We start from the raw sequence: 24,996 nt of genomic DNA, 5'->3' as shown, positions 1-24,996 counted from the left end.
GGCGGAGGGGGGCGAAGAAACCCCCCTGCCCGGACACAACCCATTCGCCTCCCGCCCGGCGGGCACCCCGCGGCGCACCATGGGCATCAACTGCATCAACTCCCCCTGCGGTTGAGTAAGGAGCCCTCCTTGCCCCCTCCCCGCCGCGCCACGCCCCGGCGCTATCTCATGTGCCCACCCGCGCACTTCGAGGTCACGTACGCCATCAACCCCTGGATGAACCCCGCCAAGCCGGTCGACGTGCCGCTCGCCGTCGCCCAGTGGGAAGGCCTCCGCGACCGTTACCGCTCGCTCGGCCACACGGTCGAGGAGCTCACCCCCCGCCCCGGCCTGCCGGACATGGTCTTCGCGGCGAACGGCGCGACCGTCGTGGACGGCCGGGTGCTCGGCGCCCGGTTCGCGTACCGCGAGCGCGAGCCGGAGGCGGCGGCCCATCTGGAGTGGTTCCGCGCGCGCGGCTTCGCGCAGGTACGGGAGCCGGTCCACGTCAACGAGGGAGAGGGCGACTTCACGGTCACCGCGTCGTACGTGCTCGCGGGCCGCGGCTTTCGCGCGAGCCCTCTCTCGCACGGCGAGGCCCAGGAGTTCTTCGGCCGCCCGGTGATCGGTCTGGATCTCGTCGACCCCCGCTACTACCACCTGGACACGGCCCTCGCCGTCCTGGACGACACGGCGGACGAGGTCATGTACTACCCGCCCGCGTTCTCCCCCGGCAGCCGAGAGGTGCTGCGCCGGCTGTTCCCCGAGGCTCTGATCGCCACCGGCCAGGATGCCGCCGTGTTCGGCCTCAACGCGGTCTCGGACGGCCTGCACGTGCTGCTTCCACAGGCCGCGACCGGCCTGTTCGACCCCCTCCGGGACCGCGGCTTCGAGCCCGTCGGCATCGACCTCAGCGAACTCCTCAAGGGCGGCGGCAGCGTGAAGTGCTGCACGCAGGAACTGCGGAACTAGTCTTCCGCGGCCGGCGGCCAGGCGTCGCCCCACTCCGCGTCACGGGCCGCTCGGTACAGCGGTCCGTGGCGCTTGGTCACGGTCTCCCGGCGCAGCGACGGCTCGGTCTCGCAGAGATCCAGGAGTACTTGGCCCTTGCGGATCTGCGGCTTGCGCACGACGCGGGAGGACGCCGGGGCCGACGGGAAGCGGGTGGCGGCGACGTAGCTGAACTTCTCGTCCTCGTACGGCAGGGAGCCACCCTTGACCTGGCGGTGCAGGGAGGACCGGGCCACCCGGGCGGAGAAGTGGCACCAGTCCTCGCCGGGGACGATGGGGCAGGCCGCGCTGTGCGGGCAGGGGGCGGCGACGTGGAACCCGGCACGGATGAGGCGGTCGCGGGCCTCGATGACTCGGGTATAGCCGTCGGGGGTACCCGGCTCGATGATGACGACGGCCTGGGCGGCGGCCGCGGCGGCGTCCACGACGCAGGCGCGGTCGGCGTCGGTGAGCTCGCCCAGGACGTAGGACACGGTGACGAGATCAGTGCTCTCGATGGTGAGCGCCGATCCGATGCGAGAGCGGTGCCATTCGGCGTTCTTCAACTCCGGGTTCGCGGCGGCGATTTCCCGGCCCAGCGTGAGCGCGGGCTCCGCCCAGTCCAGCACCGTCACCGGGCGGGCGCCCTCCCAGGTCGCGTTCACCGCCCAGGTCGCCGCGCCCGTGCCACCTCCGACGTCCACGTGGCTGCCCGGCGCCCATCCGGGTACCGCGTCCGCGAACGCCTCCAGGGCCGTGTGCACCGCCTCGAACGTGGCGGGCATGCGATAGGCGGCGTACGCGACCACGTCCGAGCGGTCGCGGAGGATCGGGGTGTGCGTCGGGGTGGTCCCCCGGTAGTTGGCGATCAGCCGCTCGACCGCCTGCGCGGCGGCCTTCGGCGGCAGCCCGTCGAGCAGCCCGGCGAGGGCGGTGCGCAGGGTGTCGGCGGGGGTCAGGGGGGCGTTCACCCGGTGATTCTACGGTTGGCCGGGGCGCGGCTCGCGGCGGTGTTTCGCCCCCTCCGCCCCTGCCCGTCCCGGCCGGCCTTTCGGCTGCGGGTGGGTGGGGGTTGTCCGCGCAGTTCCCCGCACCCCCAAGAGGGGCGCAGCCCCCAGGGACGGGACGGGCAGGGGCGGAGGGGCGAAAAACCCTTGCCCCAGCCCCGTCGCACCCCCCGCCGGAGGCGAGACGTACCGTATCGTCGCCCTGATAAGTTCCCCCCATGGCCGAAAAGCCCAAGCCCAAACCCACCCCCGACGCCACTCGCCGCAGCGAGAAGTCACGTCGCGCGATCTACGACGCGGCTCTCGCCCTCGTCGGCGAGGTCGGCTATCCCAAGACCACGATCGAGGGCATCGCGGCCCGTGCCGGAGTCGGCAAGCAGACGATCTACCGCTGGTGGTCGTCGAAGGCGGACGTGCTCCTCGACGCCTTCATGGACCTCGGTGAGCAGGCCGCGCGGGCGGCGGGGCAGGAGCCGTACGAGATCCCGGACACCGGGGATCTGGCCGCCGACCTCAAACTGGTCCTGCGCGCCACCGTGGACGAACTGCTGAACCCGAGGTTCGAGATCCCGGCGCGCGCCCTGACCGCCGAGGGCGTGGTCAACGAACGGCTCGGAGCGGTGTTCGTCAGCAACCTCCTCGAACCCCAGCTCCAGCTGTACGTGACGCGGTTGCGCTCGGCGCAGGGCAAGGGGGACGTACGCCGGGACATCGACCCCCGCATCGCCCTGGAACTGTTCGTCTCCCCGCTGGCCCAGCGCTGGCTCCAGCGCACCGGCCCGATTTCCTACGAATACACCGACACGCTCGTCGACTACGCGCTCTTCGGCCTCGCCCCGCGCTGAGTGGCCGAGGCTGCCGCAAACCGGCCCGGCGCGTCCGTGACGATGCCGTCGCAGCCCAGCCGGAGCGCCCGGTCGCGCTGGGCCGGAGTGATCACGGTGTGCGCCCACACACGCGGGACGCCGGAAGTCACGGCCCGTACGAGACCGACGTCACGCGCCTTGTAGTCGACGTCGAGGACGTCGACGAACGACCTCCAGCGCTCGGGGTGGTCGGTGCGCATCTGGGCCGCCGACCGCCACAGCTGGCTGAGCAGGCCCAGCCGGTGGGCGCGCCGGGCCACTTCCGGATCGTTGGAGTCCACGAACGCCGAGCGGGTCGGACCGCGGTCACGGATCATCGCGGCGAGTGTGCCCAGGCTCTCCGGGTCCTTCGCCTCCAGCGTCAGCACGATCCGCCCGCCGAAGCGGTCCAGCACCTCGGCGACGGTCGGCGGCCGCTCCGGGTGCCGGCTGCCGGGATGTGCGTTCCTGGGGCGCAGCCGCACGCTCCGCCACTGCCGCAGGCTCAGGTCCCGTACCGCTCCACGCGTGTAGGTCGTGCGGTCCAGGGCCGCGTCGTGCATGACCACCACGGTCCCGTCGCGCAGCGTGCGGGTGTCGAAGTCGAGCACCTGCGCCGTACCGCCCTGGTACGCGGCCGTCAGGCCCGACATGCTGTTCTCCAGCACTTCCCGGGCGCCGCCGCGGTGAACGACATAGGTCACGCGGGGGAGGGCGTCCACCGTCAGCGGCCCCGCGCCCCACTCCAGTGGAGACGGCAGGCCGCCGGGCCCGGTGAGGGCGAGCGAGGCGAGACCGGCGAGACCCAGGAACGCAGTCCGTGTGAGCATGGCGACCACGGTAGGGGGACGAATCCCGCAAAAATGTGGAATGACACCCGATCGGGGCCGGGGAGACGCGTCTCCCCGGCCACCCCGGATGTGGGCTCTGGCCACCCGGGGCGCAGGATGGTGGGACGATAGAGCTCGGTGATGTCCTGCAGATGGCCTTTTGAAGGCCTGTTGTCGGCACGCGGTGAAGGCCTGTTGTCGGCACGAACGGCTAGGCGAGGGGAAGATGAGCGCAGAGTTCGGCCGCCGTTCCGGCGCGCAGGGCAGGATCTTCCAGTGGCTGCGCGGACGCCGGCCGAAGGATCCTGTGGAGAGCGCTGACGGCGGGCGTGAGGCCCTGCTGCTCGCCGCGGCCGCCGCGGGGCTGCCGCTCGCACAGGCCGCGTACCCCTCCGGCTACCGGTGTTCCTGTGACCGCGTCGGCTGTCCCACTCCCGCGCGCCACCCCGTCTCCTTCGCCTGGCAGACGCAGTCCACGACCGACCGAGCGCAGATCGAGCGCTGGGCCCGGCATCAGCCGAAGGCCAACTTCATCACCGCGACCGGCATGGTGCACGACGTTCTCGACGTTCCGCTGGACGCGGGGCGCGAGGCGCTGGAACGGTTGCTCGCCTCCGGCATCGAGGTCGGGCCCGTCGCGGAGTCCGGCGGCGACCGGATGCTCTTCTTCACGGCCACGCGGGGTACGCCCGAGGACGAGGACGAGTGGTGGCCCTGCGAGCTGGACTGCCACCCCGAGACGATGGACGAGCATCCGGGACTGCGGTGGCACTGCCGTGGCTCGTACGTCCTTGTCCCGCCGGCGCGGTTGCCGGGTGACCTGACGGTGGAGTGGGTACGGGGGCCGGAGTACGCCCTGCCGGATCCGCTGACGCTGCTCGAGATCCTGACCGACGCGTGTGCCCGTTACGCGGGCGAGAACGAGTCGGACCAGCTGGCCGCCTGGCCCCACCGGGGCTGAACTCCGATCGCACCCGGCGCCGGTGGCTGTGCCCGGCCTTCCCCACGTTCTCGGCTTCGCCCGAACAGGGGAGACACCCAGCACCCTGCGCAACGACTGCCCACAGCCGTGAACAGCCGCTACTCGCCCTCCGCCCCCGTCAACCCCTCGATCCGCCCCAGGATCGCCACGCCCTTGCCGGCCGCGTTCCTCGGCGGGTCCAGGGCCGCCTGGTTGGAGATGAACTCCAGGGTGAGGGACTGCTTGATCTCGCCGGTCGTCAGGGCCTGGACGTCGGCGCTGGGGGTGGGGATCGCGCTGCCCGCCGCGGCGGTCTGCTTCTCGTAGCGGTGGGTGGTGAAGAAGACCAGGGCCCCGCCGTCCGTGGTGCGCAGGCCCACCGGGGCGTAGCCGCCCGAGCTCAGCGGCTCGTCGATGTACTGCCGGGCGAGGCCGGGCTTGCTGGCGAACTTCTTGCGCTGGGCCCGCCACTGCGAGGTGTGCGTGCCCGCGGCGAAGCCGTCGCCGCCGGCCTTCAGATACGTCGCATACGACTGACTCAGCTTCTCCGGCTCGATCGCCAGCGCCGCGTCGTCCGCCGTGACCGGCTCGGCCCAGCCGGCGTCGTCCTTCTTGAACGTCGGTACATCGGCGGCGGCGAGGACGGTCAGATACGAGACCTGCCACACGTCGTTCGCCCCGGAGCGGGTGAAGACGAGCAGCCAACGGCTGGTCGGCAGGCCCTTGTTGGCCGCGGTGTCGGCCACGAACCAGCGCGGCCAGCCCGCCTTCTCGGGTATCACGAACTTGGCATCGCTGAACGTCAGCGGCGAATGCGCCGGATTGCCGCCCGGGTTGTTCTTGTGCCCGGCCTTGAGCTTGGCGCCGTCGATGTCGGCGAGCGGCCCGGCCACCCGGTCCGCGTCCAGCGAACTGTCGTACTCCTTGTCCGCCTTGTTGTAGGCGGTGGTGAAGTCCTTGAGCGCGCGGGCGGCCTCGGCCCGGGTCGCCGCCGGTACGACCTCCCGCTCGCCGTGCACCACCACGCAACCGCTCGCCGTCAAGGACAGAACGGTCACCGCCCCCGTTGCCAGGGCGAATTGGTTCAGACGGTTCGGACTACGAAGCCTTCGAGGGCTGCGACCCGCGCGATCCCTGCTCATCAGGTACCTTCACCTTCCCCTTCCCGGAGGCGAACCCTACCGGGGCGAGGAAGATCGCGAGTGTCGGGACCAGGTACAGCGCCCACACCGTGACCTGGAGGACGGTCGGGTCCGGCTGGAAGTTGAAGACGCCCTTGAGCAGGGTGCCGTACCAGCTCGTCGGATCGATGGTGTTGCTGATGTCGAAGGCGAGGCTCGTCAGGCCCGGGATGAAGTCGGCCTCCTGCAGGTCGTGGACGCCGTAGGCGAGCACACCCGCGGCGACGACGACGAGCATGCCGCCGGTCCAGGTGAAGAACTTGGCGAGGTTGATCTTCAGCGCGCCCCGGTAGAAGAGCCAGCCGAGGAAGACCGCGGTGGCCAGGCCCAGGGCGACGCCGACCAGCGGGCGCGGCGTCCCGTCGCTGGCCGCGTGCACCGACGCCCACACGAACAGCGCCGTCTCCAGGCCCTCCCGGCCGACCGCCAGGAACGCGGTCGCCACCAGCGCGCCCGTGCCCATCGCCAGCGCCGCGTCCAGCTTGCCGTGCAGCTCGGACTTGAGGTGCCGGGCGGTGCGCCGCATCCAGAAGACCATCCACGTCACCAGGCCCACGGCGAGGATCGACAGCGAACCACCGAGCGCCTCCTGCGCCTGGAACGTCATCTCCTGAGAGCCGAATTCGAGCGCGCAGCCGAAGCCGAGCGCCAGCGCGACCGCCACGCCGATGCCGATCCAGATCGGCTTCAGGGCGTCCCGGCGGTCGGTCTTCACCAGGTAGGCGATCAGGATGCAGACGACGAGGCTGGCTTCCAGACCCTCGCGCAGGCCGATCAGATAGTTGCTGAACACGGGCTACGCCTCCTTGGAGAACAGCGCGCGGCCCCACCAGTCGTCCTTGTCGCGGACGCCGGGCGGAACGGCGAAGACCGCCGAACTCACATGCTGGATGTACTCGTTGAGCGCGTCGGAACGCGACAGGTTGCGCTGCAGCGGGATGAAGCCCTTGCGGACGTCACGCTGGTAGGCGAGGAAGAACAGGCCCGCCTCCAGCCGGCCGAGGCCGTCCGTGCCGTCCGTGAAGGAGTAGCCGCGGCGCAGGATGGTCACCCCGTTGTTGGAGTCGGGGTGCGCGAGCCGCACATGCGCGTCGGGCTTCATCGCCTTCAGGAACGGCTTGTCACGCTCCTTGGCCTTGCCGACCGGGGCGCCCTCGCCCTTGTCGCGGCCGAAGACGTCCTCCTGCTCCTGGAGCGAAGTCCGGTCCCAGGTCTCGATGTTCATGCGGATGCGTCGGGCCACGAGGTACGAGCCACCGGTCATCCAGCCGGGGCCGTCACCCTCGCCGGCCCACACGAACTTCTTCAGCCGGTCCGTCTCGGTGCCCGCGATGTTGCGGGTGCCGTCCTTGAAGCCCATCAGATTGCGCGGGGTCTGCGCGTCCGGCGTCGTCGACGAGGTCTTGCCGAAGCCGAGCTGCGACCAGCGGATGGCGACCTTGCCGAAGCCGATGCGGGCGAGGTTGCGGATCGCGTGCACCGCGACCTGCGGGTCGTCCGCGCACGCCTGGATGCACAGGTCGCCGTTGCTGCGGGCCTTCTCCAGGTTGTCGCCCGGGAACTTCGGCAGGTCGACCAGCGCCTCGGGACGCTGGTCCTGCAGCCCGAACTTGTCGAACAGGGAAGGCCCGAAGCCGATCGTCAGCGTCAGCCGTGACGGCTTGAGGCCCAGCGCCTCACCGGTGTCGTCCGGCGGCGCCTCGGCCAGACCGCCGTACGCGCCCTCGCCGACCGCGTGCCCGGCGGTGATCCGCCGCGCGGCCTCGGTCCAGTCCTTGAGCAGCTGGACGAACTCGGCGCGGTCGTCCGTCTTCACGTCGAACGCGGCGAAGTGCAGGCGGTCCTGCACGGCCGTGGCGATGCCCGCCTGGTGCGTGCCGTGGAAGGCGACCGCGGCGCCCGTCTCGGCGGCGGTCGGGTCGACGTCGTTGCCGGTGCGGGTCATCGCCACCGCGCCGCCGGCCGCGGCGGCACCGAGCGCGAGACCCGCGCCGCCCCAGCCGATCAGCGAACGCCGGGAGGGCGAAGAGCCGGTGGTGTCCTCGGTGGCTTCCGTGGTGTCCGTGGTGTCCGTCATGGTGGCGGCTCCTACTTCACTACGGCGGCGGCGAGCTTGGACAGGGGCTCGGCGAGCGCGTTGACCGCGTCCGAGAGCTCCTTGCGGTCGGCGTCGCCGACCTTGTCGTACGAGGTGAAGTCGTACGAGGTCTTGTCCGTGCGGTACTTGTCGAGCAACGTGTTCAGCGCGGTGAACTGCTTGTCGAGCTCCGTGGTCAGCGCCGCGTCGTTCTCCTTGGCGACCGGCTTCAGCAGCTCGTACGCCTCCTGCGCGCCCTCGACGTTGCCCTTGAAGTCGCTCAGGTCGGTGTGCGAGTACCGGTCCTCCTCGCCGGTGACCTTGCCGGTGGCGACCTCGTCGAGCAGCTCCTTGGCGCCGTTGGCCATGGAGGTCGGGGTGATCTCGGCCTTGCCGACCCGCTCCTGCCAGTCGGTGAGGTCCGTCACCAGCTGGTCGGCGAGCTCCTTCTCGCGGTCGCCGATCTTCTTGTCCTGCCAGAGGGCCTTCTCCAGCCGGTGCCAGCCGGTCCAGTCCGTGGCCGGATCCTGCCCGTCCTCCAGACCGTCCTCGCGCACGTCGACCTTCGGGTCGATGTCACCGAAGGACTCCGCGACGGGCTCGGTGCGCTCCCAGCCCAGGCGGGAGGTGGCGAACTCCTTCTTGGCGGCCTCGATGTCGCCGGCCTTGATGGCCTTGGCGAACGCCTCGGCCTTCGGCATCGTCTCGTCGGCCTGAGTCTGCGCGTACTCGCGGTAGGCGGCGACGGCCTTGTCCAGGCGCGGGTCGCGCTGGGCGACCTTGCCGCCGGTGACCGTGAGCTTCTGGCGGATGCCGTGGCCCTTCATGCCCGGGCGGCAGGCGATCTCGTACGAACCGGCCTTGACCTCGGCGGTCAGCGTGTACTTGGTGCCCGGGCCGATGTTCTCCTTCTCGGAGACGATCCGGTCGTCCGGGAAGACGATCTCGACCTCGGTGGCCTTCGAGCCCTTGTTCTCGATCTTCAGGGTGACCTGGCCGGCCGGGACCGACTTGGCGGAGGTGTCGCACTTGGAGTCGGCGGCGGTCACCTGGATCGCGTCGCCGCTCTTGGCGTCGCTCTTCTCGGTGCAGCCCGTGACGGCGGTCAGGGCGGCCGCGGTGGCGGCAGCGGTGACAACTGAGAGTCGGACGGCTCGCATTCAGGCTCCAAGAGAAGAATCGGACAATCCGCACGGCGGGGCCCGTGCCGGCTTGGTGAGGCTGACCTAACTTATCTGAGGCTTGCCTCACTGATACCCACCGGTTCGGTGATTCAGCTCTCACGGACGCTGTGCAGGAACGGCTTGATCACGGTGGCTCAAAGCAAACCCCAAGGAATGGCCAAGGGAAGGTCAAGGCTCGCGTTGCGGAGTGATCAGTGCCGCACCGGTCCTGGGGTGCGGGAACACCTCCACCGGCCGGCGATGGACGTCGCTCGGCAAGCCGCCGGTGCGGACCTCGGCCGGCGGGTCGTCGACCGCGACACGACCGGCGCACAGAGTCGCCACCCGGTGCGCGTATGCGCCCGCCGGCCTCAGATCGTGCAGCACCACGACCACGGCGTCCCCGGCATGCGCCCTTTCCCGGCACACCCGCAGTACCAACTTCTGGTGCCTCAGCTGAGTTCGGGCGCCGTCCAGTGCGCCGCAGGGTGCCCGTGGACGCGTACGACTCCCTCGGCGGCGCCGAGGCCTGCCGCCAGAGCGGCGAGCAGCGTCGACTTGTCCGCCCCGTTGGGTCCCACCAGCGCGAGCATCTCGCCCGCGCGGGCCCTGACGTCGACGCCGCGCAGCACCTCGCGGGCGCCCAGGCGGACATGGAGTCCTTCGGCCTCGGCGAGAACACGACCGGGCCGTGGCGTCGCTCGCGGAGGGCCGGGCGCCCGGGTGCGTGGTGCTGGCCCGGGCGCCGGACGAGGACGACTGGCGGCGCACGGCGGACGAGGTGACCGCGGGGCACGAGCAGCGGATGGAACGGCTGCGCGCCCGCTCCGGGAGTGGCGTGGAGCGGCAACGGGCTGTGCTGGAACGGGCGTACGGCGATGTGATGTCCACGCTGCCGTACGAGCACGGCCGCACCCGCTCCTGGCCCCTGCCCGGCGGTCCCGCGGCCTGGGACGCGCTCGCGGCGCGGGTGATGTTTGAATGCCGGAGTGACTGACTACGACGTGCTGCGGGTCTTCTGCGGACCCGGCGGCGGGTATGGCAATGAGCTCGGTGTCGTGCGCGAGGGTTCGGTGATGCCGGATCGCGAGGAACGGCAGGCGTTCGCCGCGAAGCTCGGGTTCAGCGAGACCGTGTTCGTGGACGACCCCGAGCGTGGGGTCATCGACATCTACACGCCGACGCTGCGGTTGCCGTTCGCCGGACACCCGTGCGTCGGGGTGGGGTGGCTGCTCGACGTGCCCGAACTGGTGACCCCCGCCGGGGTGGTGGGGGTACGGCTCGACGGGGAGTTCAGCTGGATCGAGGCGCGGGCGGAGTGGGCGCCGACGCGTACGTTGCGGCGGTACGGGTCCGCCGCCGAGGTCGACGCGCTGGCCGTCCCGGCGCCGGGTGAGTGGATCTACGCCTGGGCCTGGGAGGACGAGGCCGCGGGGCGGGTGCGGGCCCGTGCGTTTCCCGGGCGGGACGACGGGATCGAGGAGGACGAGGCGACGGGGGCGGCGGCGCTGCTGCTGACGGATCGGCTGGGCCGGGCGCTGAACATCGTGCAAGGCGTGGGCTCGCAGATCCTTACGGCGCCGCAGCCGGGAGGTTGGGTCGAGGTCGGGGGCCGAGTGCGACTGGAACGGTGAGGGTTTTCCACCCCCCGTTCTTTCAGGGGCGCGGGGAACTGCGGTACCAGCCCCCACCCGCCCGCGCCCGCAGTGCAACCCACGGCCTCGGCCGGAGCCCCTGGCGTTCACGCGCTGAGCGGGAACTCTTCGCCGAGCGCACGGAAGACCCCGGTGTTCAGGGCGAACGCCCGCTTGCACTCGGCGACGATGCGCTGCTTCTCCAGGTCGTCGGCGCGAATCCCGTCCAGCAGTTCGCGGTAACCGTGCTTGAACGCGGCCGGGTTGGTGATGTCCTCGAAGACGTAGAAGCGGACGCCGTCACCCTTGCGGGCGAAGCCCCAGGTCCGCTCGGCCCTGCCGCGGATGATCCGGCCTCCCGAGAGGTCGCCGAGGTAGCGGGTGTAGTGGTGGGCGACATAGCCGCCGGGCCACGTCCGGGCGCACTCGGTGACACGGGCCGAGTAGGCCCGGGTCGCGGGCAGGGCGGTGAGCGTCGCGCGCCAGCCGGGGCCCCGGAGATGGGCCAGATCGCGCTCCAGGGCGGCGCGGCGCAACAGCTCCGGCCGTACGAAGGGCCCGGCCACCGGATCGGCCGCCAAGCACTCGGCGTCCGCCTCCAACGCCTCGTACACGAACCACAGTTGCTCGGTATAGCGCGCGTACGCCTCGACGCCCAGCCGGCCGCCGAGCAGATCGCTCATGAACGTCGAGGTCTCCGCCTGCGTGTGCTGCTCGTGCGAGGCGGTGCGGATGAGTGTCGAGAAGGAGGAGCTCGACGTGTCTGTCGTGCTCGACGTGTCCGTCGCGGTCATGATGCCTCCGGAGCCGAAGAGCGAGGACGAAAGTCGCTTCGATCTTCTTTGGTTAGGCTTACCTAAGTCAATTGGTTCCCGACACTCTGTCGGTAAAACCGTACCTCGGTTTCCGATCAAGGCCACATGTGAAAGCCCGCCCTGTGGACAGGGCGGGCTTTCACGTGGACGAGGGCTCTGCGAGGGACTACGGCAAGGTCAGGATCTCCGCCCCGCTGTCCGTCACCACCAAGGTGTGCTCGAACTGGGCCGTACGCTTCCGGTCCTTCGTCACGACGGTCCAGCCGTCGTCCCACATGTCGTACTCGTGCGTGCCGAGCGTGAGCATGGGCTCGATCGTGAAGGTCATCCCGGGCTGGATGACGGTCGTCGCGTGCGGGCTGTCGTAGTGCGGAACGATCAGCCCGGAGTGGAAGGACGAGTTGATCCCGTGGCCGGTGAAGTCCCGCACCACCCCGTACCCGAACCGCTTCGCGTACGACTCGATGACGCGCCCGATGATGTTGATCTGGCGGCCGGGCTTGACCGCCTTGATGGCGCGGTCGAGGGACTCGCGGGTCCGCTCGACGAGCAGCCTGCTCTCCTCGGCGACGTCGCCGACCAGGTAAGTCGCGTTGTTGTCGCCGTGCACCCCGCCGATGTACGCGGTCACGTCCAGGTTGATGATGTCGCCGTCCCGCAGAACCGTGGAGTCGGGGATGCCGTGGCAGATGACCTCGTTGACGGAGGTGCACAGCGACTTGGGGAATCCGCGATAGCCGAGAGTCGAGGGGTAGGCGCCGTGGTCGCACATGTAGTCGTGCGCCACCCGGTCCAGCTCGTCCGTCGTGACACCCGGCGCGATGAGCTTTGCGGCCTCGGCCATCGCCTGCGCGGCGATCCGCCCGGCGATCCGCATCGCCTCGATCGTCTCGGGCGTCTGCACCTCCGGTCCGGTGTACGGCGTGGGGGCGGGCTTGCCCACGTACTCGGGACGCCGGATGTTTCCCGGGACGGGACGGGTGGGAGAGAGCTCCCCTGGTACGAGCAGCGACTGGCCAGACATGCCAGCGAGTCTAACCAGCGGGCATGGGGCACCATGTCCGTGGCGAAAGGAGCCGGTCATGGCCCTCTTCAAGAAGCGCACCGTCGGCAAACCCGGCGAGTGGTACTACTGCCTGGAGCACAAGAAGGTCGAGGAGGGCCCCGACTGCCCGGGCAAGGACCGCTTCGGGCCATACGCCTCCCGCCAGGAGGCGGAACACGCGATGGAGATCGCCCGCGAGCGGAACCTCGAGTGGGAGACCGACCCCAAGTGGCATGACGCGCCGGGGGCGACATCCGGCTCGGAGGACGACTGAGGCAGACGGATGCGTGGCGGGCGCTGATGACGGGTTGAGGCGGGGCGTCGTGATGCCTGCAACGGGCCGAGGCCCGGTCGTCCCGGTGCCGGCGACGGGCGTCGGCGAGCGCCCCGCCGTACAACCCGAACACCACCAGCGGCACCAGCTCCACCGCGCCGATCGCCCCCACCGTCACCGCCGACCCGGTCAGCACCTTCATCTGCACCGGCAGCGCGACGAACGTCAGAAAACTCCCGAAGTTCGTGATCAGCCCGGCCACCCAGAGCCGCCGAAAGTCGGCGGACGCCCGCCAGGGGGCGAGATCGGGGAGCAGCGCACGGAGCCGGGAAGAGGGGACGGGCGCGGGTGCGGGGGCGTCGTCGGTCACGACGGGTCATGCTCGGGGGAGGCCTGCTTTTCGGCGCGGAGGTGGCAGGGCCCGGCGCGGACGACGTACGCGTGCGTCGGCAGAGGCGCCTGTGACGTGTCCACCCAAGCCGCCCCTGGGCCGGTGTTCAGCCGGGGCGGTGTCCGGGCCGGCGTTTGGCTCGTCGGCCGAGGCTGCCCCTCGGCCGGCCGAGGGCTTGCCGGCCGAAGCCACCCATCGGCCGACCCATGAGCTGTCCGCCGAAGGCGGGAAGGCACCCGAGTCGGGTGGTCGGGCGGGAATCCGTCGCGAAGCGGCGAGGGTGTCCGCCGAAGGCGGGGGACGAGACCGAGTCGGGTGGTCGGGCGGGAATCCGTCGCGAAGCGGCGAGGGTGTCCGCCGAAGGCGGGGGACGAGGCCGAGTCGGGTGGTCGGGCGGGAATCCGTCGCGAAGCGGCGAGGGTGTCCGCCGAAGGCGGGGGACGAGACCGAGTCGGGTGGTCGGGCGGGAGTCCGTCGCGAAGCGGCGAGGGTGTCCGCCGAAGGCGGGGGACGAGACCGAGTCGGGTGGTCGGGCGGGAGTCCGTCGCGAAGCGGCGAGGGTGTCCGCCGAAGGCGGGGGACGAGACCGAGTCGGGTGGTCGGGCGGGAGTCCGTCGCGAAGCGGCGAACACGGCCGCCGGCTACCACCGAGCAGACGGCGGAGCCGTCAACTGATCCGCGAGCCGTGACAAGCGGTCACGGAACCGCCGCCGCCCCCGCGGCGAGGGCAGCGCGTTCTCCCCGGCCGCCGCACTGACAAGATGCTGCACGGTATCGAGATCGAGCTCGGGCTCGGCCGGTACCGCGAGCGACTCGTGGGCCAGAGCCGGCAGCTCACGGTCCCCCGCGGCATCCCCCGCGGACAGCGCCAGCACCGTCGCCCCGGCCCGCCGCGCGTCATGCACCCGCTCCAGCAGCGGCGCCCCGGGCGCGCCCGGCGACACCACAAGCAGCGTCTCTCCCCGCCGAGCCGCATCGATACGCCCCAGCCCCACCGCCAGGTGGGCCGGATCGGACTCCCGCGCCCCGTGCCGCACCAAAGTCGGCGACAGCTCCGGTGTCCCCGACCACGCCGCCTCGTCCACGAGATGCGCGGCGAGATGCCACGGTTCGTACTCCTCGGTGCCGACCAGCAGCAATCCGCCCCCGTACGACACCACGGACCCCCGCAGCGCCCCCGCGAACCGTCGCGTGGCCCCCAACCACTCGGTTCCGGCGAGCACTTCGCGCAACAACGCGACCCGTACGGCATCCATGCGCACGCATCTTGCCGCAACCGGCCACTCGTGACCCGGAGTTCACCACGAATTTGCCCGAGTTGGGCAGAGGCCCGCATCAACGGTCACATAAGGAGTCGGCCCATGACAGAAGCAAGCACCCCCTTCCGCGCCGGCCGCGAAGGTTACGCCGGCTTCCGGATCCCCGCGGTCGTCGACACGGCCACGGGCACGCTCCTCGCCTTCTGCGAAGGCAGGGTCGACTCCGCGCAGGACCACGGCAACATCGGCATCGTGCTGAAGCGGTCGTCGGACGGCGGCCGCACCTGGGGTCCGCTCCAGGCGGTCGCCAGGAACGGCGACAACCTCGCGGGCAACCCGGCGCCCGTCGTCCTCGACACCGGCCGCGTCCTCCTCGTACACGTCCGCAGCGCGGCGACCGCGAGCGAGGACGCCCTCCTGCGCGGCAAGGTGAAGGCTGCCGACGGGCGGCGTGTCTGGGTGCAGCACAGCGACGACGACGGGCTCACCTGGTCGAGCCCGAAGGAGATCACCGCACAGGTGAAGAAGGCGAGTTGGCGGTGGTACGCCACCACGCCCGGGCACGCCATCCAACTCACCACGGGCCGCGTCGTCGTCCCCGGCAACCACACGCTTCCGCCCACCGGCACGGACAACGGCACCGAAGCGAAGTACAACAGTGGCCACTGCCTGCTCAGTGACGACCGCGGCGAGACCTGGTACCTCGGCTACATCGACGAGAACACCAACGGCTACATCAACGTGAACGAGACGACCGCGGCCGAACTCCCCGACGGGCGTGTCTACTTCAACACCCGCAACGACTCCCCGTCCCCCGGCAACCGCGCCGACGCCCACTCCCGCGACGGCGGCAAGAGCCTGGAGAAGCCCTTCCGCCCGCAGGCAGGCCTTGTCACCCCCGTCGTCCAGGGCAGCCTCCTCCAGCTACGCGACCCCGACCTGCTCCTCTACTCAGGCCCCGCCGACCCCGCCTTCCGCGCCCTGATGACCGTGCGCGCCAGCACGGACGGCGGCACCACCTGGCGCCCCGCCGTCACACTGGACGGACTGCCCGCCGCGTACTCCGATCTCGTACGCGTCGACGCGACGACCGTCGGCCTCCTCTACGAGACGGGCGACTTCGGCGCGTACGAGACGATCACCTTCCGCCGCATCCCGGTGACCGCCCTCACCTGACGCCCACGGTCGCGATCCGCGCACGTAAAGTCGGGCCATGACCTCTACTGACAGTGCACAGAAGGCCCCCGCCAAGGACCCCTGGGACCTTCCCGAGGTGTCCGGGCTCGTCGTAGGCGTGCTCGGCGGCACCGGGCCCCAGGGCAAGGGACTGGCCTACCGGCTCGCCCGGGCCGGCCAGAAGGTGATCATCGGCTCGCGGGTCGCGGAGCGCGCGCAGGGCGCGGCCGAGGAACTCGGGCACGGCGTCGAGGGCGCCGACAACGCCGAGTGTGCGCGGCGCAGCGACATCGTGATCGTCGCCGTGCCGTGGGAGGGCCACGGCAAGACCCTCGAATCGCTGCGCGAGGAGCTGGCGGGCAAGCTCGTCGTCGACTGCGTCAACCCGCTCGGCTTCGACAAGAAGGGCGCGTACGCGCTGAAGCCGGAGGAGGGCAGCGCCGCCGAACAGGCTGCCGCCCTGCTGCCCGACTCACGCGTCACCGCCGCCTTCCACCATCTCTCGGCCGTCCTCCTCCAGGACCCGGAGATCGAGGAGATCGACACCGACGTGATGGTCCTCGGCGAGGAGCGCGCCGACGTCGAGATCGTGCAGGCCCTCGCCGGCCGCATCCCGGGCATGCGCGGCGTCTTCTCGGGCCGCCTGCGCAACGCCCACCAGGTCGAGTCCCTGGTCGCGAACCTGATCTCGGTGAACCGGCGCTACAAGGCTCACGCGGGTCTGCGGGTGACGGACGTATAGCGCCTCACGGGCATGGGGGACACTGGACGCGTAGCACTCGTCACTCGTCCGCATTGTCCGTCAGGAGCCACCCCCCCCATGCCCCGCCTCGCCCTCTATGCGCTCGCCGTCTGTGTCCTCTCCGTCGCCGCGGCCGTGGTCTCCTTCGTCCAGGGCAGCTGGCTGGGGATCGTGTGGGTGCTGCTGGCGGGCCTGTCGTCCAACATGACGTGGTACTACGTGCGGCGTGGCCGGGGCGGGTCGTCGGTCAGCGGCTGACGGTGCAGTACTCGTTGACACCGTCCCAGAAGCGGTACAGGTCCTGGCCGCAGTAGCGCTGGACGTCGTCGATTCCCAGGGCGCCCAGGATCGAGTAGATCGCGTCGAAGAACACGCTGTTCACCGACGGAATCCACAGAATCGCGAACACCGCCAGCAGCCCGAACGGTGCGAACGGCTCCACCTGGCGACGGATGTCGTACGACAGCCAGGGCTCGATCACGCCGTAGCCGTCCAGGCCCGGTACCGGCAGGAAGTTCAGGATCGCGGCCGTGACCTGGAGCAGCGCGAGGAACGCCAGCGCGTAGCGGAAGGCGTCCGGGACGCCGTCCAGGGCGTGCAGCCAGAACGGTGCGGTGCAGACGACGGCGAAGAGGACGTTGGTCAGCGGGCCGGCCGCCGAGATCAGGCTGTGCTTCCAGCGGCCCTGGATCCGGTTCCGCTCGATGAAGACCGCGCCGCCCGGCAGACCGATCCCGCCCATGATCACGAAGATCACCGGCAGCACGATGCTCAGCAGCGCGTGCGTGTACTTCAGCGGGTTGAGCGTCAGATAGCCCTTCGCGCCGATCGAGATGTCGCCGCTGTGCAGGGCGGTGCGCGCGTGCGCGTACTCGTGCAGACAGAGCGAGACGATCCACGCGGCCGTCACGAAGAGGAACACGGCCACGCCGGGCTGCTCGGCGAACCCGGTCCAGGCCGCCCAGCCGGTCACCGCCATGACGGCCACGATCCCGACGAAGACGGGACTGATCCTCCGGTCGCTGCTGCGGGTCGCGGCGGTGGTCATGGGACTCCCTGGACTGCTGCTCATGGGGTGGGACTGCCCGACCGTACCGGGCTCATGCGGAAAACGTCTCGCGATCGGCCGTTGGTTCCGGAGAGGGTGGGGACATGGGGCGATGGTGGGTCTTCTACGCGGACTGGCAGATGGAGTGCTGCGGCACACCGTTCTCGGTGGGGGACGAGGTGAGCTGGCCGCTGCTGCTCATGGACTCGGACGATGTGCTGGGCGGTGGCTGGTACGACGAGCTGAGCAAGCTGTCGAGCCTCGCCGAAGTGGTGCGCGACGAGGACGGGGGTGTGGTCACGACCCTGCGGACGGACGACGGGCTCACGGCCGCGCTGAACGAGGATCCCGTGGCCCGGTCCGACACGGACTCCGAGCAGTGGATCCGGACGGTCGGACTGCTCACCGTCCAACGGCATGGTGGTGAGTGGCCCGAGACGATGGGCACGGTCCGTTCGATCCATGTGGTGCACCAGGAGTTCGTGGAGACGTCCCCCGGCTCACACACCCTCGAACCGGTGCCCGCCTCGCGGCGCCTGCAGAGCGTGGACCGCTGTCCGAAGTGGTTCGGTGAGCGGCCGTCCGGCGTCCTGGCCGAACTGGACGTGCCGGACCCGCGCACCTGACACCACGCCACCGGAGACAATGGACCCCGTGCGCTACCGCATCCTCGGCACCACCCAGGCACTCCGCCCCGACGGCACGCCCGTCCCGGTCGGCGGGGCGCGGCTGCGTGCCCTGCTGACCGTGCTCGCGCTGCGGCCCGGACGGACCGTGCCTGCGGCTGTCCTGGTCGACGAGGTGTGGGACGGCGACCCGCCCGCGGACGCGCCCGGCGCGCTGCAGGCGCTGGTCGGGCGGCTGCGCAGGGCGCTCGGGCCCGACGCGGTGCACTCGGTGGACGGCGGCTACCGGCTCGCCACGGCGGCCGACGACGTCGACCTGCACCGTTTCGAGCGCCTCGCGGGCGAGGGCACGCGTGCCCTCGCCGACGGCGACCCGGCGAAGGCGGCCGCGGTCCTCGACGACGCCCTCGCCCTGTGGCACGGCCCGGCCCTCGCCGACCTCCCGGACCGCACCGCTGAGACGGCCCGCTGGGAGACCCGCCGCCTCGACGTACGCCGTGCCCGCCTCGCCGCGGCCCTCGCCCTGGGCCACGCCGAGGAGTCCCTGCCCGAGCTCACCGCCCTGTGCGATCTCCACCCCTTGGACGAGCCGCTGCACGCCCTGCGTCTGTGCGCCTTGCGCGACGCCGGGCGCCCCGCCGAGGCCCTCGCGGCCTACGAGTTCGTCCGCGCACTCCTGTCCGACCGTCTGGGCTCGGACCCGGGGCCCGAACTCCGGTCCCTGCACAGGGAGTTGCTCGCGCCGGACGAGAGTCCCGCCGCTGCGGGCCGTGATCGTGGCCCTGGCCGTGGGCCGTACGGGGACGGGAACACCGCCGAGCACCGCGCCGGTCCGGACGGTCCCGGCGCCCGGAACGCCGGAGCCGGAGTTCCGGCCCCCGGCCGAGGAGACGCGGTCCACGCCGTCGGCCGGGACGGAGCCGGCGGGCCGGCCGCCGCACAGCCCGGCGCCCCCGCCCCGGCCGCGGGTGCCCCTGCCTCGGCCCTCGGCTCCGCCGCCCTTTCCCGTACCCGCCCGGCGCCGCCGCCCGCAGGCAACCTCCGCGCCCGCCTCACCTCCTTCGTCGGCCGCGAGGCCGACATCGATGCCATCCGGGGTGATCTCGCGGCGGCCCGGCTCGTGACGCTGCTCGGGCCCGGTGGGGCCGGCAAGACACGGCTGTCGCAGGAGGCGGCGGAGGCCGTGGCGTACACGGCACGGGACGGGGTGTGGCTGGCCGAGCTAGCGCCGGTGGACGATCCGAAGGCCGTGCCCGAGGCCGTGCTCACGGCCGTCGGTGCGCGGGAGACCGTGCTGCGCGGTGCCGGTGCCGAGGAGATGCGGGTCGTGGCCGACCGGCACGACGATCCCCTCACCCGGCTCGCCGAGCACTGTGCCAAGCGGCGCATGCTGATCATCCTCGACAACTGCGAGCATGTCGTGGACGCCGCCGCCCACCTCGTCGAGGAGCTGCTGGAGCGGTGCCCGGGGCTGACCGTACTCGCCACCAGCCGTGAACCGCTCGGCGTGCCGGGGGAGTTGCTGCGCCCCGTGGAGCCGCTCCCGGAGCCCGTCGCACTGCGGCTGCTCGCCGACCGCGGGGCCGCGGCCCGGGCCGGCTTCCGGATCGACGCCGACGGCGAGACCGCGGCGGCGGCGGCCGAGATCTGCCGGCGCCTCGACGGGCTGCCGCTCGCCATCGAACTCGCCGCCGCCCGGCTGCGGATGCTCACCCCGCGCCAGATCGCCGACCGGCTCGACGACCGGTTCCGCCTGCTCACCTCCGGCAGCCGCACCGTCCTGCCGCGACAGCAGACCCTGCGCGCCGTCGTCGACTGGTCCTGGGACCTGCTCGACGAGGACGAACGGGACGTGCTGCGGCGGCTGTCCGTCTTCGCGGGCGGCTGCGGCCTCGCCGCCGCCGAGACGGTCTGCGGGCCCGCCGCTCTGGAAGCGCTCGGCTCGCTCGTCGACAAGTCCCTTGTCGTCGCGGCTCCTTCGGATGACGGAGAGATGCGCTACCGGCTCCTGGAGACCGTCGCCGAGTACGCCGGCGAACGCCTCGACGAGTCCGGCGACCGCCTCGCCGCCGAGCGCGCCCACCTCACGTACTACCGCGAACTCGCCCGCACCACCGACCCCGCACTGCGCGGCCCCGGCCAGGGCGCCGCGATCGCGCTCCTCGAACGCGAGTACGAGAATCTGCGCACCGCCCTGCGGCACGCCGTCGCCGAGGGCGACGAGCAGGAGGCGATCTGCCTCGTCCTCTCGCTGAGCTGGTACTGGCAGATCCGTGACCAGCGCATCGACGCCCGCACCTGGTCCCGCGAGGTCATGGCCCTTGGCCCCGACCCCTTCGCAGAGCCCCTGCGCCCGGCCCTCCCGCTGCACGAGAGCTGCACGGCCGCCCCGCCGCCGATGCGCCCGGACGTCCTCGAAGAGGCCCGGCGCGGCGTGCACCTCGTCCATCTCGCCTGCATGGACATGGACTTGGACGCCTGGCAGACCCCGGAGGCCAAGGAGAAGCTGCGCATCATCAGCGAGACCTACCGGCCGGGCCTCCCGCAGACCTGCCGCAGCCCCGGCAACCTCTGGTTCTACGCCGTCCTGCTCACCGGCGACATAGAGCGGGTGCGCGCGGTCATCGACGTGTCGGTCGACACCTGCCGCGAACTCGGCCTCGAGTGGGAACTCGCCGTCGCCCTCCAGATGCGCGCCAACATCCTCGCCAACCGCGCCGACATGGTCGGCGACGCGACCCGCGACGCCGACGAGGCCCTGGAGATGTTCGCCCGCATCGGCGACGCCTGGGGTGCCGCCGAGGCGCTGTCCGCGCGCGGCGAGGCCCATGAGCGCACGGGCGAGTACCGGGCCGCCGCCGCGGACTACTCGCAGGCGAACACGTATGCCGAGCAGCTGGGTGCTCGCGCCCAGACGGCTGTGCTCAACGTCCGACTCGCCAGCATGTACATCGAGTTGGGGGAGCCCGAGCGCGGCGAGCGGATGCTGCGCGACGTGCTCGCGGAGGGCCACGGAGCCCAGAACGAGGCCATGCCCGCGGCCCGGCTCTTCCTCGCGATGTGGCTCGGCCGCACCGATCGGTCGGTCGAGGCGCGCGAGCAGCTGCGGCTGCTGCGCGAGGACTTCGCGGCCAGCACCTTCGTGGTCTTCGACGGGTTCGTACTCGGTGTGGATGCCTGGCTGGACACGGTGGAGGGGCTGCACGCGAGCGCCCTGGACAAGGCACGCAAGGCCATGGCGCGGTCCATGGACCCGCTGGCGCAGATGATCGCGCCGCACATGACCTCCGCTCATCTGACCACCGCCGCCATCGCCCTCACCGGCCTGGACGGCGGCAGCCGCGTCCGCGAGGCGGCCCGGCTCCTCGGCGCCGCAGACCACTTGCTGCCGCCGGGCCACTTCTCCGGCCCGATGGAGGACGAGGTGCGCACCCGCGCCGAGGCGGGCGTGCGGGCCGAACTCGACGACGCGGCGTACGAGGCCGCGTACGCCGAGGGCGGCGGGCTCTCCGCGGAGGAGGCCGCCGCCCTCATCTGACGCGGACCGGGGCCATGGTCATGGCCGTCACTCGTGGCCGAACCTCAGCTCTTGGTACGGAACTTGTGGATCGCGATCGGTGCCATCACCAGCGTGAGGGCCGCCGTCCAGGCCAGGGTCATCCACAGGTGGTGCGCGACCGGGCCGCCCACCATCAGGCCGCGCACGGTGTCCGCGAGGTTGGACAGCGGGTTGTAGTCGGTGAAGGTCTGCAGCCAGCCGGGCATGGTCGCGGGCGGCGAGAAGATCGACGAACCGAACTGCAGGGGGAACAGCACCAGGAAGCCCATCGCCTGCACGGACTGGGCGTTCTTCATCGTCACACCGAGGACCAGGAAGATCCACATCAGGGCCGAGGCGAAGAGAGTGGCGAGCCCCACGGAGGCGAACAGGCCCGGCCAGTTCGTGATGTCGAAGCCCACCAGTACGCCCACGATCATGAGGATCGTCGTGGCGACGACCATCCGCATCAGCTCCACCACGATCTTGGCGAAGAGTACGGAGCCCTGGCCGATCGGCAGGGTGCGGAAGCGGTCCATCACCCCCTTGTGGAAGTCTTCGTTGAAGCCGGTACCGACGGCTGTCGCCATGTTCATGGTCGTCATCGCCATCAGACCGGGCACCACGTACTGCACGTACCGGTCCTGCCCGCCGCCCAGCGACTGCCCGATGGAGCCGCCGAAGACGTACACGAACAGCAGGGTGAAGACGATCGGCATCAGGACGGCGTCGAACATCGACTCCGGGTCCTGGCGGATCCACAGCAGGTTGCGGCGGACCAGGGCGCCGATGTGGCGCGCGTGTGCGCGGGGCGAGATATGGGAGTCGCTCTGGGCGGCGAGGGGGGCTTCGGCAACGGCGGTACTCATGCGGAGACCTCCTCGTAGGCGCGGGCGGGGGCGGCGTCCTGCGGGGCACCGGCCTTGTGGCCGGTGAGGGAGAGGAACACCTCGTCGAGGCTGGGCAGTTCGGTGCTGATGGAGCTGATCGTGATGCCGCGCGCGGTGACCGCGCCGACCACGGCGGTGAGCTGTTCGTCGCTGAGGATCGGGACCAGGACGGTGCCGGTCTCGGTGTCCACGGCCGAGGCCGCGAGACCGGTGAGGCCCAGCTCGTCGAGCATGCCCGCGAGCGGGCGCAGCTCCAGCGGGTCCACCGGGCGGATCCGCAGTGTGCGGCCGCCGACCCTCGCCTTCAGCTCGTCGATCCGGCCGCTGGCGATGACCTTGCCGCGGTCGATGACCGTCAGCTCGGAGGCCAGCTGTTCGGCCTCCTCCATGTACTGGGTGGTGAGCAGCACGGTGGCGCCGTCGGCGACCATGCGCTTGACCTCGTGCCACACCTCGTTGCGGGTGCGCGGGTCGAGGCCGGTCGTCGGCTCGTCCAGGTACAGCACGGCGGGCTGCCCGATCATGGAGGCGGCGAGGTCGAGACGGCGGCGCATACCGCCGGAGTACGTGGACGCCGGGCGCTTGGCGGCCTCGGTGAGCGAGAAGCGCTCCAGGAGTTCGTCGGCGCGGCGCCGGGCGTCCTTGCGGGGCAGGTCGAGCAGCCGCCCGATCATGTACAGGTTCTCCCAGCCGGGGAGTTTCTCGTCGACCGAGGCGTACTGGCCGGTGAGACCTATGACCCGACGCAGCTGGCGGGGCTGCTTCAGTACGTCGTAACCGGCGACCGTGGCGTGGCCGGCGTCGGGGGTGATGAGGGTGGACAGGCAGCGGACGAGGGTGGTCTTGCCGGCGCCGTTCGGACCCAGAACGCCGAGGACGGTGCCCTCGTGCACTTCCAGGTCCACGCCGTCCAGTGCCTTGGTCTCGCCGTAGTGCTTGACCAGCCCCCGTACGGTGACGGCGCTCTTGGCGCCGGCGCCCTCTTGTCGGGGGTTCTTGTCGATTCGCGTCATGGCCATCAAGGTGCCAGCCGCCACCTACAAACCGCCTACAGCCGACCGACAGCCGCCGATATATCGCCGACGGGCGTGCCGTCGGCGCTTGTCCGCCGGTGGGTGGGTCGGGGCCGTGCCGGTACATCCGCCCCGTCGCCGGTGGCAGATCGCTTCGGCTGCATGGTCCTGCCTGTTGGCAACCGCGTAAGCGACGGGGCATGTGATGTACCGGCACGGCCCCTTCCCTGCGTCGGTGACTGCGGGTGCTTTTCAGCCCGTCCGGCGTTTGAGGACGAGGCCGTTCAGGCCGAAGCGGGGGGTCTGGGGGCGGCAGCCCCCAGGTACGGGACGGGTGGGGCGGAGGGGGCGAAAGAGCCCTGACAGCGCCCCGGGGAAAAGGCGCAGCCCGCCGACGGGGGAAATCGGCGGGCTGCCCTTGGTGCCGCAGTGGCTCAGTGGACGGAGTGCTCCTCGAGGGGGAACGTCCCGCCGACGACGTCCTCGGCGAACGCCTTCGCCGCGTTGCCCATGACCTCACGCAGGTCGGCGTACTTCTTGACGAACTTCGGCACCCTGCCACCGGTGAGACCGAGCATGTCGGTCCAGACGAGGACCTGCGCATCGGTCTCGGGACCCGCGCCGATACCGACCGTCGGGATCTGCAGCGTGCGCGTGACCTCGGCGGCCAGCTCCGCCGGGACCAGCTCCAGGACGACGGCGAACGCACCCGCGTCCTGCACCGCCTTCGCGTCCCGCAGCAACTGATGCGCGGCCTCGTCGCCACGGCCCTGCACGCGGTAGCCCATGGCGTTCACGGACTGCGGGGTCAGGCCGATGTGCGCCATGACCGGGATGCCGGACTCGACGAGCAGTTCGATCTGGCGGTGCGAGCGCTCGCCGCCCTCCAGCTTCACCGCGCCGACCCCGGCCTCCTTGACGAGGCGGGTGGCCGAGCGCAGCGCCTGCACCGGGCCCTCCTGGTACGACCCGAAGGGCAGGTCGCCCACGATCAGGGCGCGGCTGGTGCCCCGCACAACCGCGGCGGACAGCATGGTCATCTCGTCCATGGTGACGGGCACGGTCGTCTCGTACCCCAGGTGGCAGTTGCCCGCCGAGTCGCCGACGAGCATGACCGGGATGCCGGCCGCGTCGAAGACGGACGCGGTCATCGCGTCGTACGCGGTGAGCATGGGCCACTTCTCGCCGCGCTCCTTGGCGGCGGTGATGTCGCGCACCGTGATGCGGCGGGTGCTCTTGCCCCCGTACAGCGCCTTGCTGCTGTCGGTGGACGGGCGCACACCCTGCACGGGCTGCTTCTGGGCAGCCGAAAGCTGCGTCATCGCAACGGCTCCTTCTGTCATCTCGAGGCGCCCTTACGGCGTCCCCGGACCAGGTCCATGGTGGCACCTCGTGCCACGCGCGGCTAGAGCGGGGCGAGCGATCTGCGTCTCGGCGCGCGGGGTTCCGTATCCCTTGGTAAGTTCTCCGTAAAGTATATTCGATACGAGACGGTTCCGTATCGAATCGCAC

Annotated in this window: 24 protein-coding genes and 2 pseudogenes; 11 read left to right on the top strand and 15 right to left on the bottom strand. The window is 71.2% G+C overall.

The window, feature by feature from the left end; genetic code table 11:
• Positions 1 to 129: 129 nt before the first annotated feature.
• The gene (gene ddaH, locus OG390_RS14730) at positions 130 to 951 is read left to right on the top strand and encodes a dimethylargininase (protein ID WP_406168131.1); all 822 of its coding nucleotides are present in this window, start codon (positions 130 to 132) and stop codon (positions 949 to 951) included.
• Here the strand turns inward: ddaH and OG390_RS14725 are convergent.
• Positions 948 to 1,940, bottom strand: coding sequence for a small ribosomal subunit Rsm22 family protein (locus OG390_RS14725; protein ID WP_406168129.1), 993 nt, complete (start codon positions 1,938 to 1,940; stop codon positions 948 to 950). The two genes, ddaH and OG390_RS14725, sit on opposite strands and share 4 nt — an antisense overlap.
• 254 nt (positions 1,941 to 2,194) lie before the next feature.
• Between OG390_RS14725 and OG390_RS14720 the strand changes: the two genes are divergently transcribed.
• Positions 2,195 to 2,821: a TetR/AcrR family transcriptional regulator gene (locus tag OG390_RS14720; protein ID WP_406168127.1), complete on the top strand. Its 627-nt coding sequence runs from the start codon at positions 2,195 to 2,197 to the stop codon at positions 2,819 to 2,821.
• On the opposite strand, the gene OG390_RS14715 is transcribed toward OG390_RS14720, so the two are convergent.
• Complete coding sequence (locus OG390_RS14715) at positions 2,791 to 3,651, bottom strand: glycerophosphodiester phosphodiesterase (protein WP_406168125.1); 861 nt, start codon at positions 3,649 to 3,651, stop codon at positions 2,791 to 2,793. The two genes, OG390_RS14720 and OG390_RS14715, sit on opposite strands and share 31 nt — an antisense overlap.
• A gap of 226 nt (positions 3,652 to 3,877) precedes the next feature.
• Here OG390_RS14715 and OG390_RS14710 point away from each other — a divergent pair, with 226 nt between their 5' ends.
• Positions 3,878 to 4,612 (top strand): bifunctional DNA primase/polymerase, encoded by a 735-nt coding sequence (locus tag OG390_RS14710; protein WP_406168124.1) that lies wholly within the window; start codon positions 3,878 to 3,880, stop codon positions 4,610 to 4,612.
• Between the two features lie 119 nt (positions 4,613 to 4,731).
• Here the strand turns inward: OG390_RS14710 and OG390_RS14705 are convergent, their stop codons facing one another.
• The 5 genes and pseudogenes from OG390_RS14705 to OG390_RS14685 all read right to left on the bottom strand — a co-directional run bounded on the left by OG390_RS14705 (position 4,732) and on the right by OG390_RS14685 (position 9,680).
• On the bottom strand, positions 4,732 to 5,754 hold the full coding sequence (locus OG390_RS14705) for a hypothetical protein (RefSeq protein WP_406168122.1): 1,023 nt from the start codon (positions 5,752 to 5,754) through the stop codon (positions 4,732 to 4,734).
• Positions 5,711 to 6,586, bottom strand: coding sequence for an iron uptake transporter permease EfeU (gene efeU / locus OG390_RS14700; protein ID WP_406168120.1), 876 nt, complete (start codon positions 6,584 to 6,586; stop codon positions 5,711 to 5,713). Before efeU ends, OG390_RS14705 begins: the two co-directional genes overlap by 44 nt.
• A gap of 3 nt (positions 6,587 to 6,589) precedes the next feature.
• Entirely contained in the window at positions 6,590 to 7,870 is a 1,281-nt protein-coding gene (gene efeB / locus OG390_RS14695) for an iron uptake transporter deferrochelatase/peroxidase subunit (protein ID WP_406168118.1), read from the bottom strand.
• Between the two features lie 11 nt (positions 7,871 to 7,881).
• Positions 7,882 to 9,030, bottom strand: coding sequence for an iron uptake system protein EfeO (gene efeO / locus OG390_RS14690; protein ID WP_406168116.1), 1,149 nt, complete (start codon positions 9,028 to 9,030; stop codon positions 7,882 to 7,884).
• 192 nt (positions 9,031 to 9,222) lie between these two features.
• Positions 9,223 to 9,680 (bottom strand): annotated as a pseudogene (locus OG390_RS14685) (ATP-binding cassette domain-containing protein).
• A gap of 44 nt (positions 9,681 to 9,724) precedes the next feature.
• Here OG390_RS14685 and OG390_RS14680 point away from each other — a divergent pair.
• Together OG390_RS14680 and OG390_RS14675 are read left to right on the top strand one after the other, a co-directional pair.
• Positions 9,725 to 10,030 carry a hypothetical protein gene (locus OG390_RS14680; RefSeq protein WP_406168114.1) on the top strand — a complete coding sequence of 102 codons (306 nt, stop codon included), beginning with the start codon at positions 9,725 to 9,727 and terminating at the stop codon, positions 10,028 to 10,030.
• Complete coding sequence (locus OG390_RS14675; RefSeq protein WP_406168113.1) at positions 10,023 to 10,667, top strand: PhzF family phenazine biosynthesis protein; 645 nt, start codon at positions 10,023 to 10,025, stop codon at positions 10,665 to 10,667. The genes OG390_RS14680 and OG390_RS14675 overlap by 8 nt, the downstream gene beginning before the upstream one ends.
• Before the next feature lie 107 nt (positions 10,668 to 10,774).
• Here the strand turns inward: OG390_RS14675 and OG390_RS14670 are convergent, their stop codons facing one another.
• On the bottom strand, positions 10,775 to 11,461 hold the full coding sequence (locus OG390_RS14670; RefSeq protein WP_406168111.1) for a heme oxygenase (biliverdin-producing): 687 nt from the start codon (positions 11,459 to 11,461) through the stop codon (positions 10,775 to 10,777).
• A 187-nt stretch (positions 11,462 to 11,648) separates the two neighbouring features.
• The gene (gene map / locus OG390_RS14665) at positions 11,649 to 12,506 is read right to left on the bottom strand and encodes a type I methionyl aminopeptidase (protein WP_406168109.1); all 858 of its coding nucleotides are present in this window, start codon (positions 12,504 to 12,506) and stop codon (positions 11,649 to 11,651) included.
• Between the two features lie 58 nt (positions 12,507 to 12,564).
• Here map and OG390_RS14660 point away from each other — a divergent pair, with 58 nt between their 5' ends.
• Complete coding sequence (locus OG390_RS14660) at positions 12,565 to 12,801, top strand: hypothetical protein (protein ID WP_399078585.1); 237 nt, start codon at positions 12,565 to 12,567, stop codon at positions 12,799 to 12,801.
• A gap of 90 nt (positions 12,802 to 12,891) precedes the next feature.
• Here OG390_RS14660 and OG390_RS14655 read toward each other — a convergent pair.
• Both OG390_RS14655 and OG390_RS14650 read right to left on the bottom strand, forming a co-directional pair.
• A pseudogene (locus OG390_RS14655) lies at positions 12,892 to 13,171 on the bottom strand (MFS transporter); the annotation flags it as partial.
• A 662-nt stretch (positions 13,172 to 13,833) separates the two neighbouring features.
• Positions 13,834 to 14,448, bottom strand: a complete 615-nt coding sequence (locus OG390_RS14650; protein ID WP_399078580.1) for a hypothetical protein — start codon at positions 14,446 to 14,448, stop codon at positions 13,834 to 13,836.
• 105 nt (positions 14,449 to 14,553) lie between these two features.
• Here OG390_RS14650 and OG390_RS14645 point away from each other — a divergent pair, with 105 nt between their 5' ends.
• The 3 genes from OG390_RS14645 to OG390_RS14635 are packed head-to-tail and all read left to right on the top strand — an operon-like array spanning position 14,554 to position 16,627.
• Positions 14,554 to 15,627 carry an exo-alpha-sialidase gene (locus tag OG390_RS14645; RefSeq protein ID WP_406168106.1) on the top strand — a complete coding sequence of 358 codons (1,074 nt, stop codon included), beginning with the start codon at positions 14,554 to 14,556 and terminating at the stop codon, positions 15,625 to 15,627.
• Between the two features lie 37 nt (positions 15,628 to 15,664).
• Entirely contained in the window at positions 15,665 to 16,369 is a 705-nt protein-coding gene (gene npdG / locus OG390_RS14640) for an NADPH-dependent F420 reductase (RefSeq protein ID WP_399078575.1), read from the top strand.
• A 12-nt stretch (positions 16,370 to 16,381) separates the two neighbouring features.
• Complete coding sequence (locus OG390_RS14635) at positions 16,382 to 16,627, top strand: hypothetical protein (protein ID WP_406168104.1); 246 nt, start codon at positions 16,382 to 16,384, stop codon at positions 16,625 to 16,627.
• On the opposite strand, the gene OG390_RS14630 is transcribed toward OG390_RS14635, so the two are convergent.
• Complete coding sequence (locus OG390_RS14630; protein WP_406168102.1) at positions 16,617 to 17,417, bottom strand: site-2 protease family protein; 801 nt, start codon at positions 17,415 to 17,417, stop codon at positions 16,617 to 16,619. The two genes, OG390_RS14635 and OG390_RS14630, sit on opposite strands and share 11 nt — an antisense overlap.
• Before the next feature lie 104 nt (positions 17,418 to 17,521).
• Here OG390_RS14630 and OG390_RS14625 point away from each other — a divergent pair, with 104 nt between their 5' ends.
• Positions 17,522 to 18,043, top strand: coding sequence for a DUF6578 domain-containing protein (locus tag OG390_RS14625; RefSeq protein ID WP_406168100.1), 522 nt, complete (start codon positions 17,522 to 17,524; stop codon positions 18,041 to 18,043).
• A 19-nt stretch (positions 18,044 to 18,062) separates the two neighbouring features.
• A complete protein-coding gene (locus OG390_RS14620; RefSeq protein WP_406168098.1) occupies positions 18,063 to 21,581 on the top strand; it encodes an AfsR/SARP family transcriptional regulator in 3,519 nt (1,172 codons plus the stop codon).
• A gap of 44 nt (positions 21,582 to 21,625) precedes the next feature.
• Here the strand turns inward: OG390_RS14620 and OG390_RS14615 are convergent, their stop codons facing one another.
• The 3 genes from OG390_RS14615 to panB form a co-directional block, all read right to left on the bottom strand.
• Positions 21,626 to 22,450 (bottom strand): ABC transporter permease, encoded by an 825-nt coding sequence (locus OG390_RS14615; RefSeq protein ID WP_406168096.1) that lies wholly within the window; start codon positions 22,448 to 22,450, stop codon positions 21,626 to 21,628.
• A complete protein-coding gene (locus OG390_RS14610) occupies positions 22,447 to 23,484 on the bottom strand; it encodes an ATP-binding cassette domain-containing protein (RefSeq protein ID WP_406168094.1) in 1,038 nt (345 codons plus the stop codon). The genes OG390_RS14615 and OG390_RS14610 overlap by 4 nt, the downstream gene beginning before the upstream one ends.
• Before the next feature lie 434 nt (positions 23,485 to 23,918).
• A complete protein-coding gene (gene panB / locus OG390_RS14605; RefSeq protein WP_406168092.1) occupies positions 23,919 to 24,806 on the bottom strand; it encodes a 3-methyl-2-oxobutanoate hydroxymethyltransferase in 888 nt (295 codons plus the stop codon).
• Between the last annotated feature and the right edge of the window lie 190 nt (positions 24,807 to 24,996).

This window comes from Streptomyces sp. NBC_00996 (genome assembly GCF_045162675.1).
GTDB lineage: Bacteria > Actinomycetota > Actinomycetes > Streptomycetales > Streptomycetaceae > Streptomyces.
Note: the sequence above shows the minus strand (reverse complement) of the source record. Positions and strands in the feature narration are given on the sequence as shown.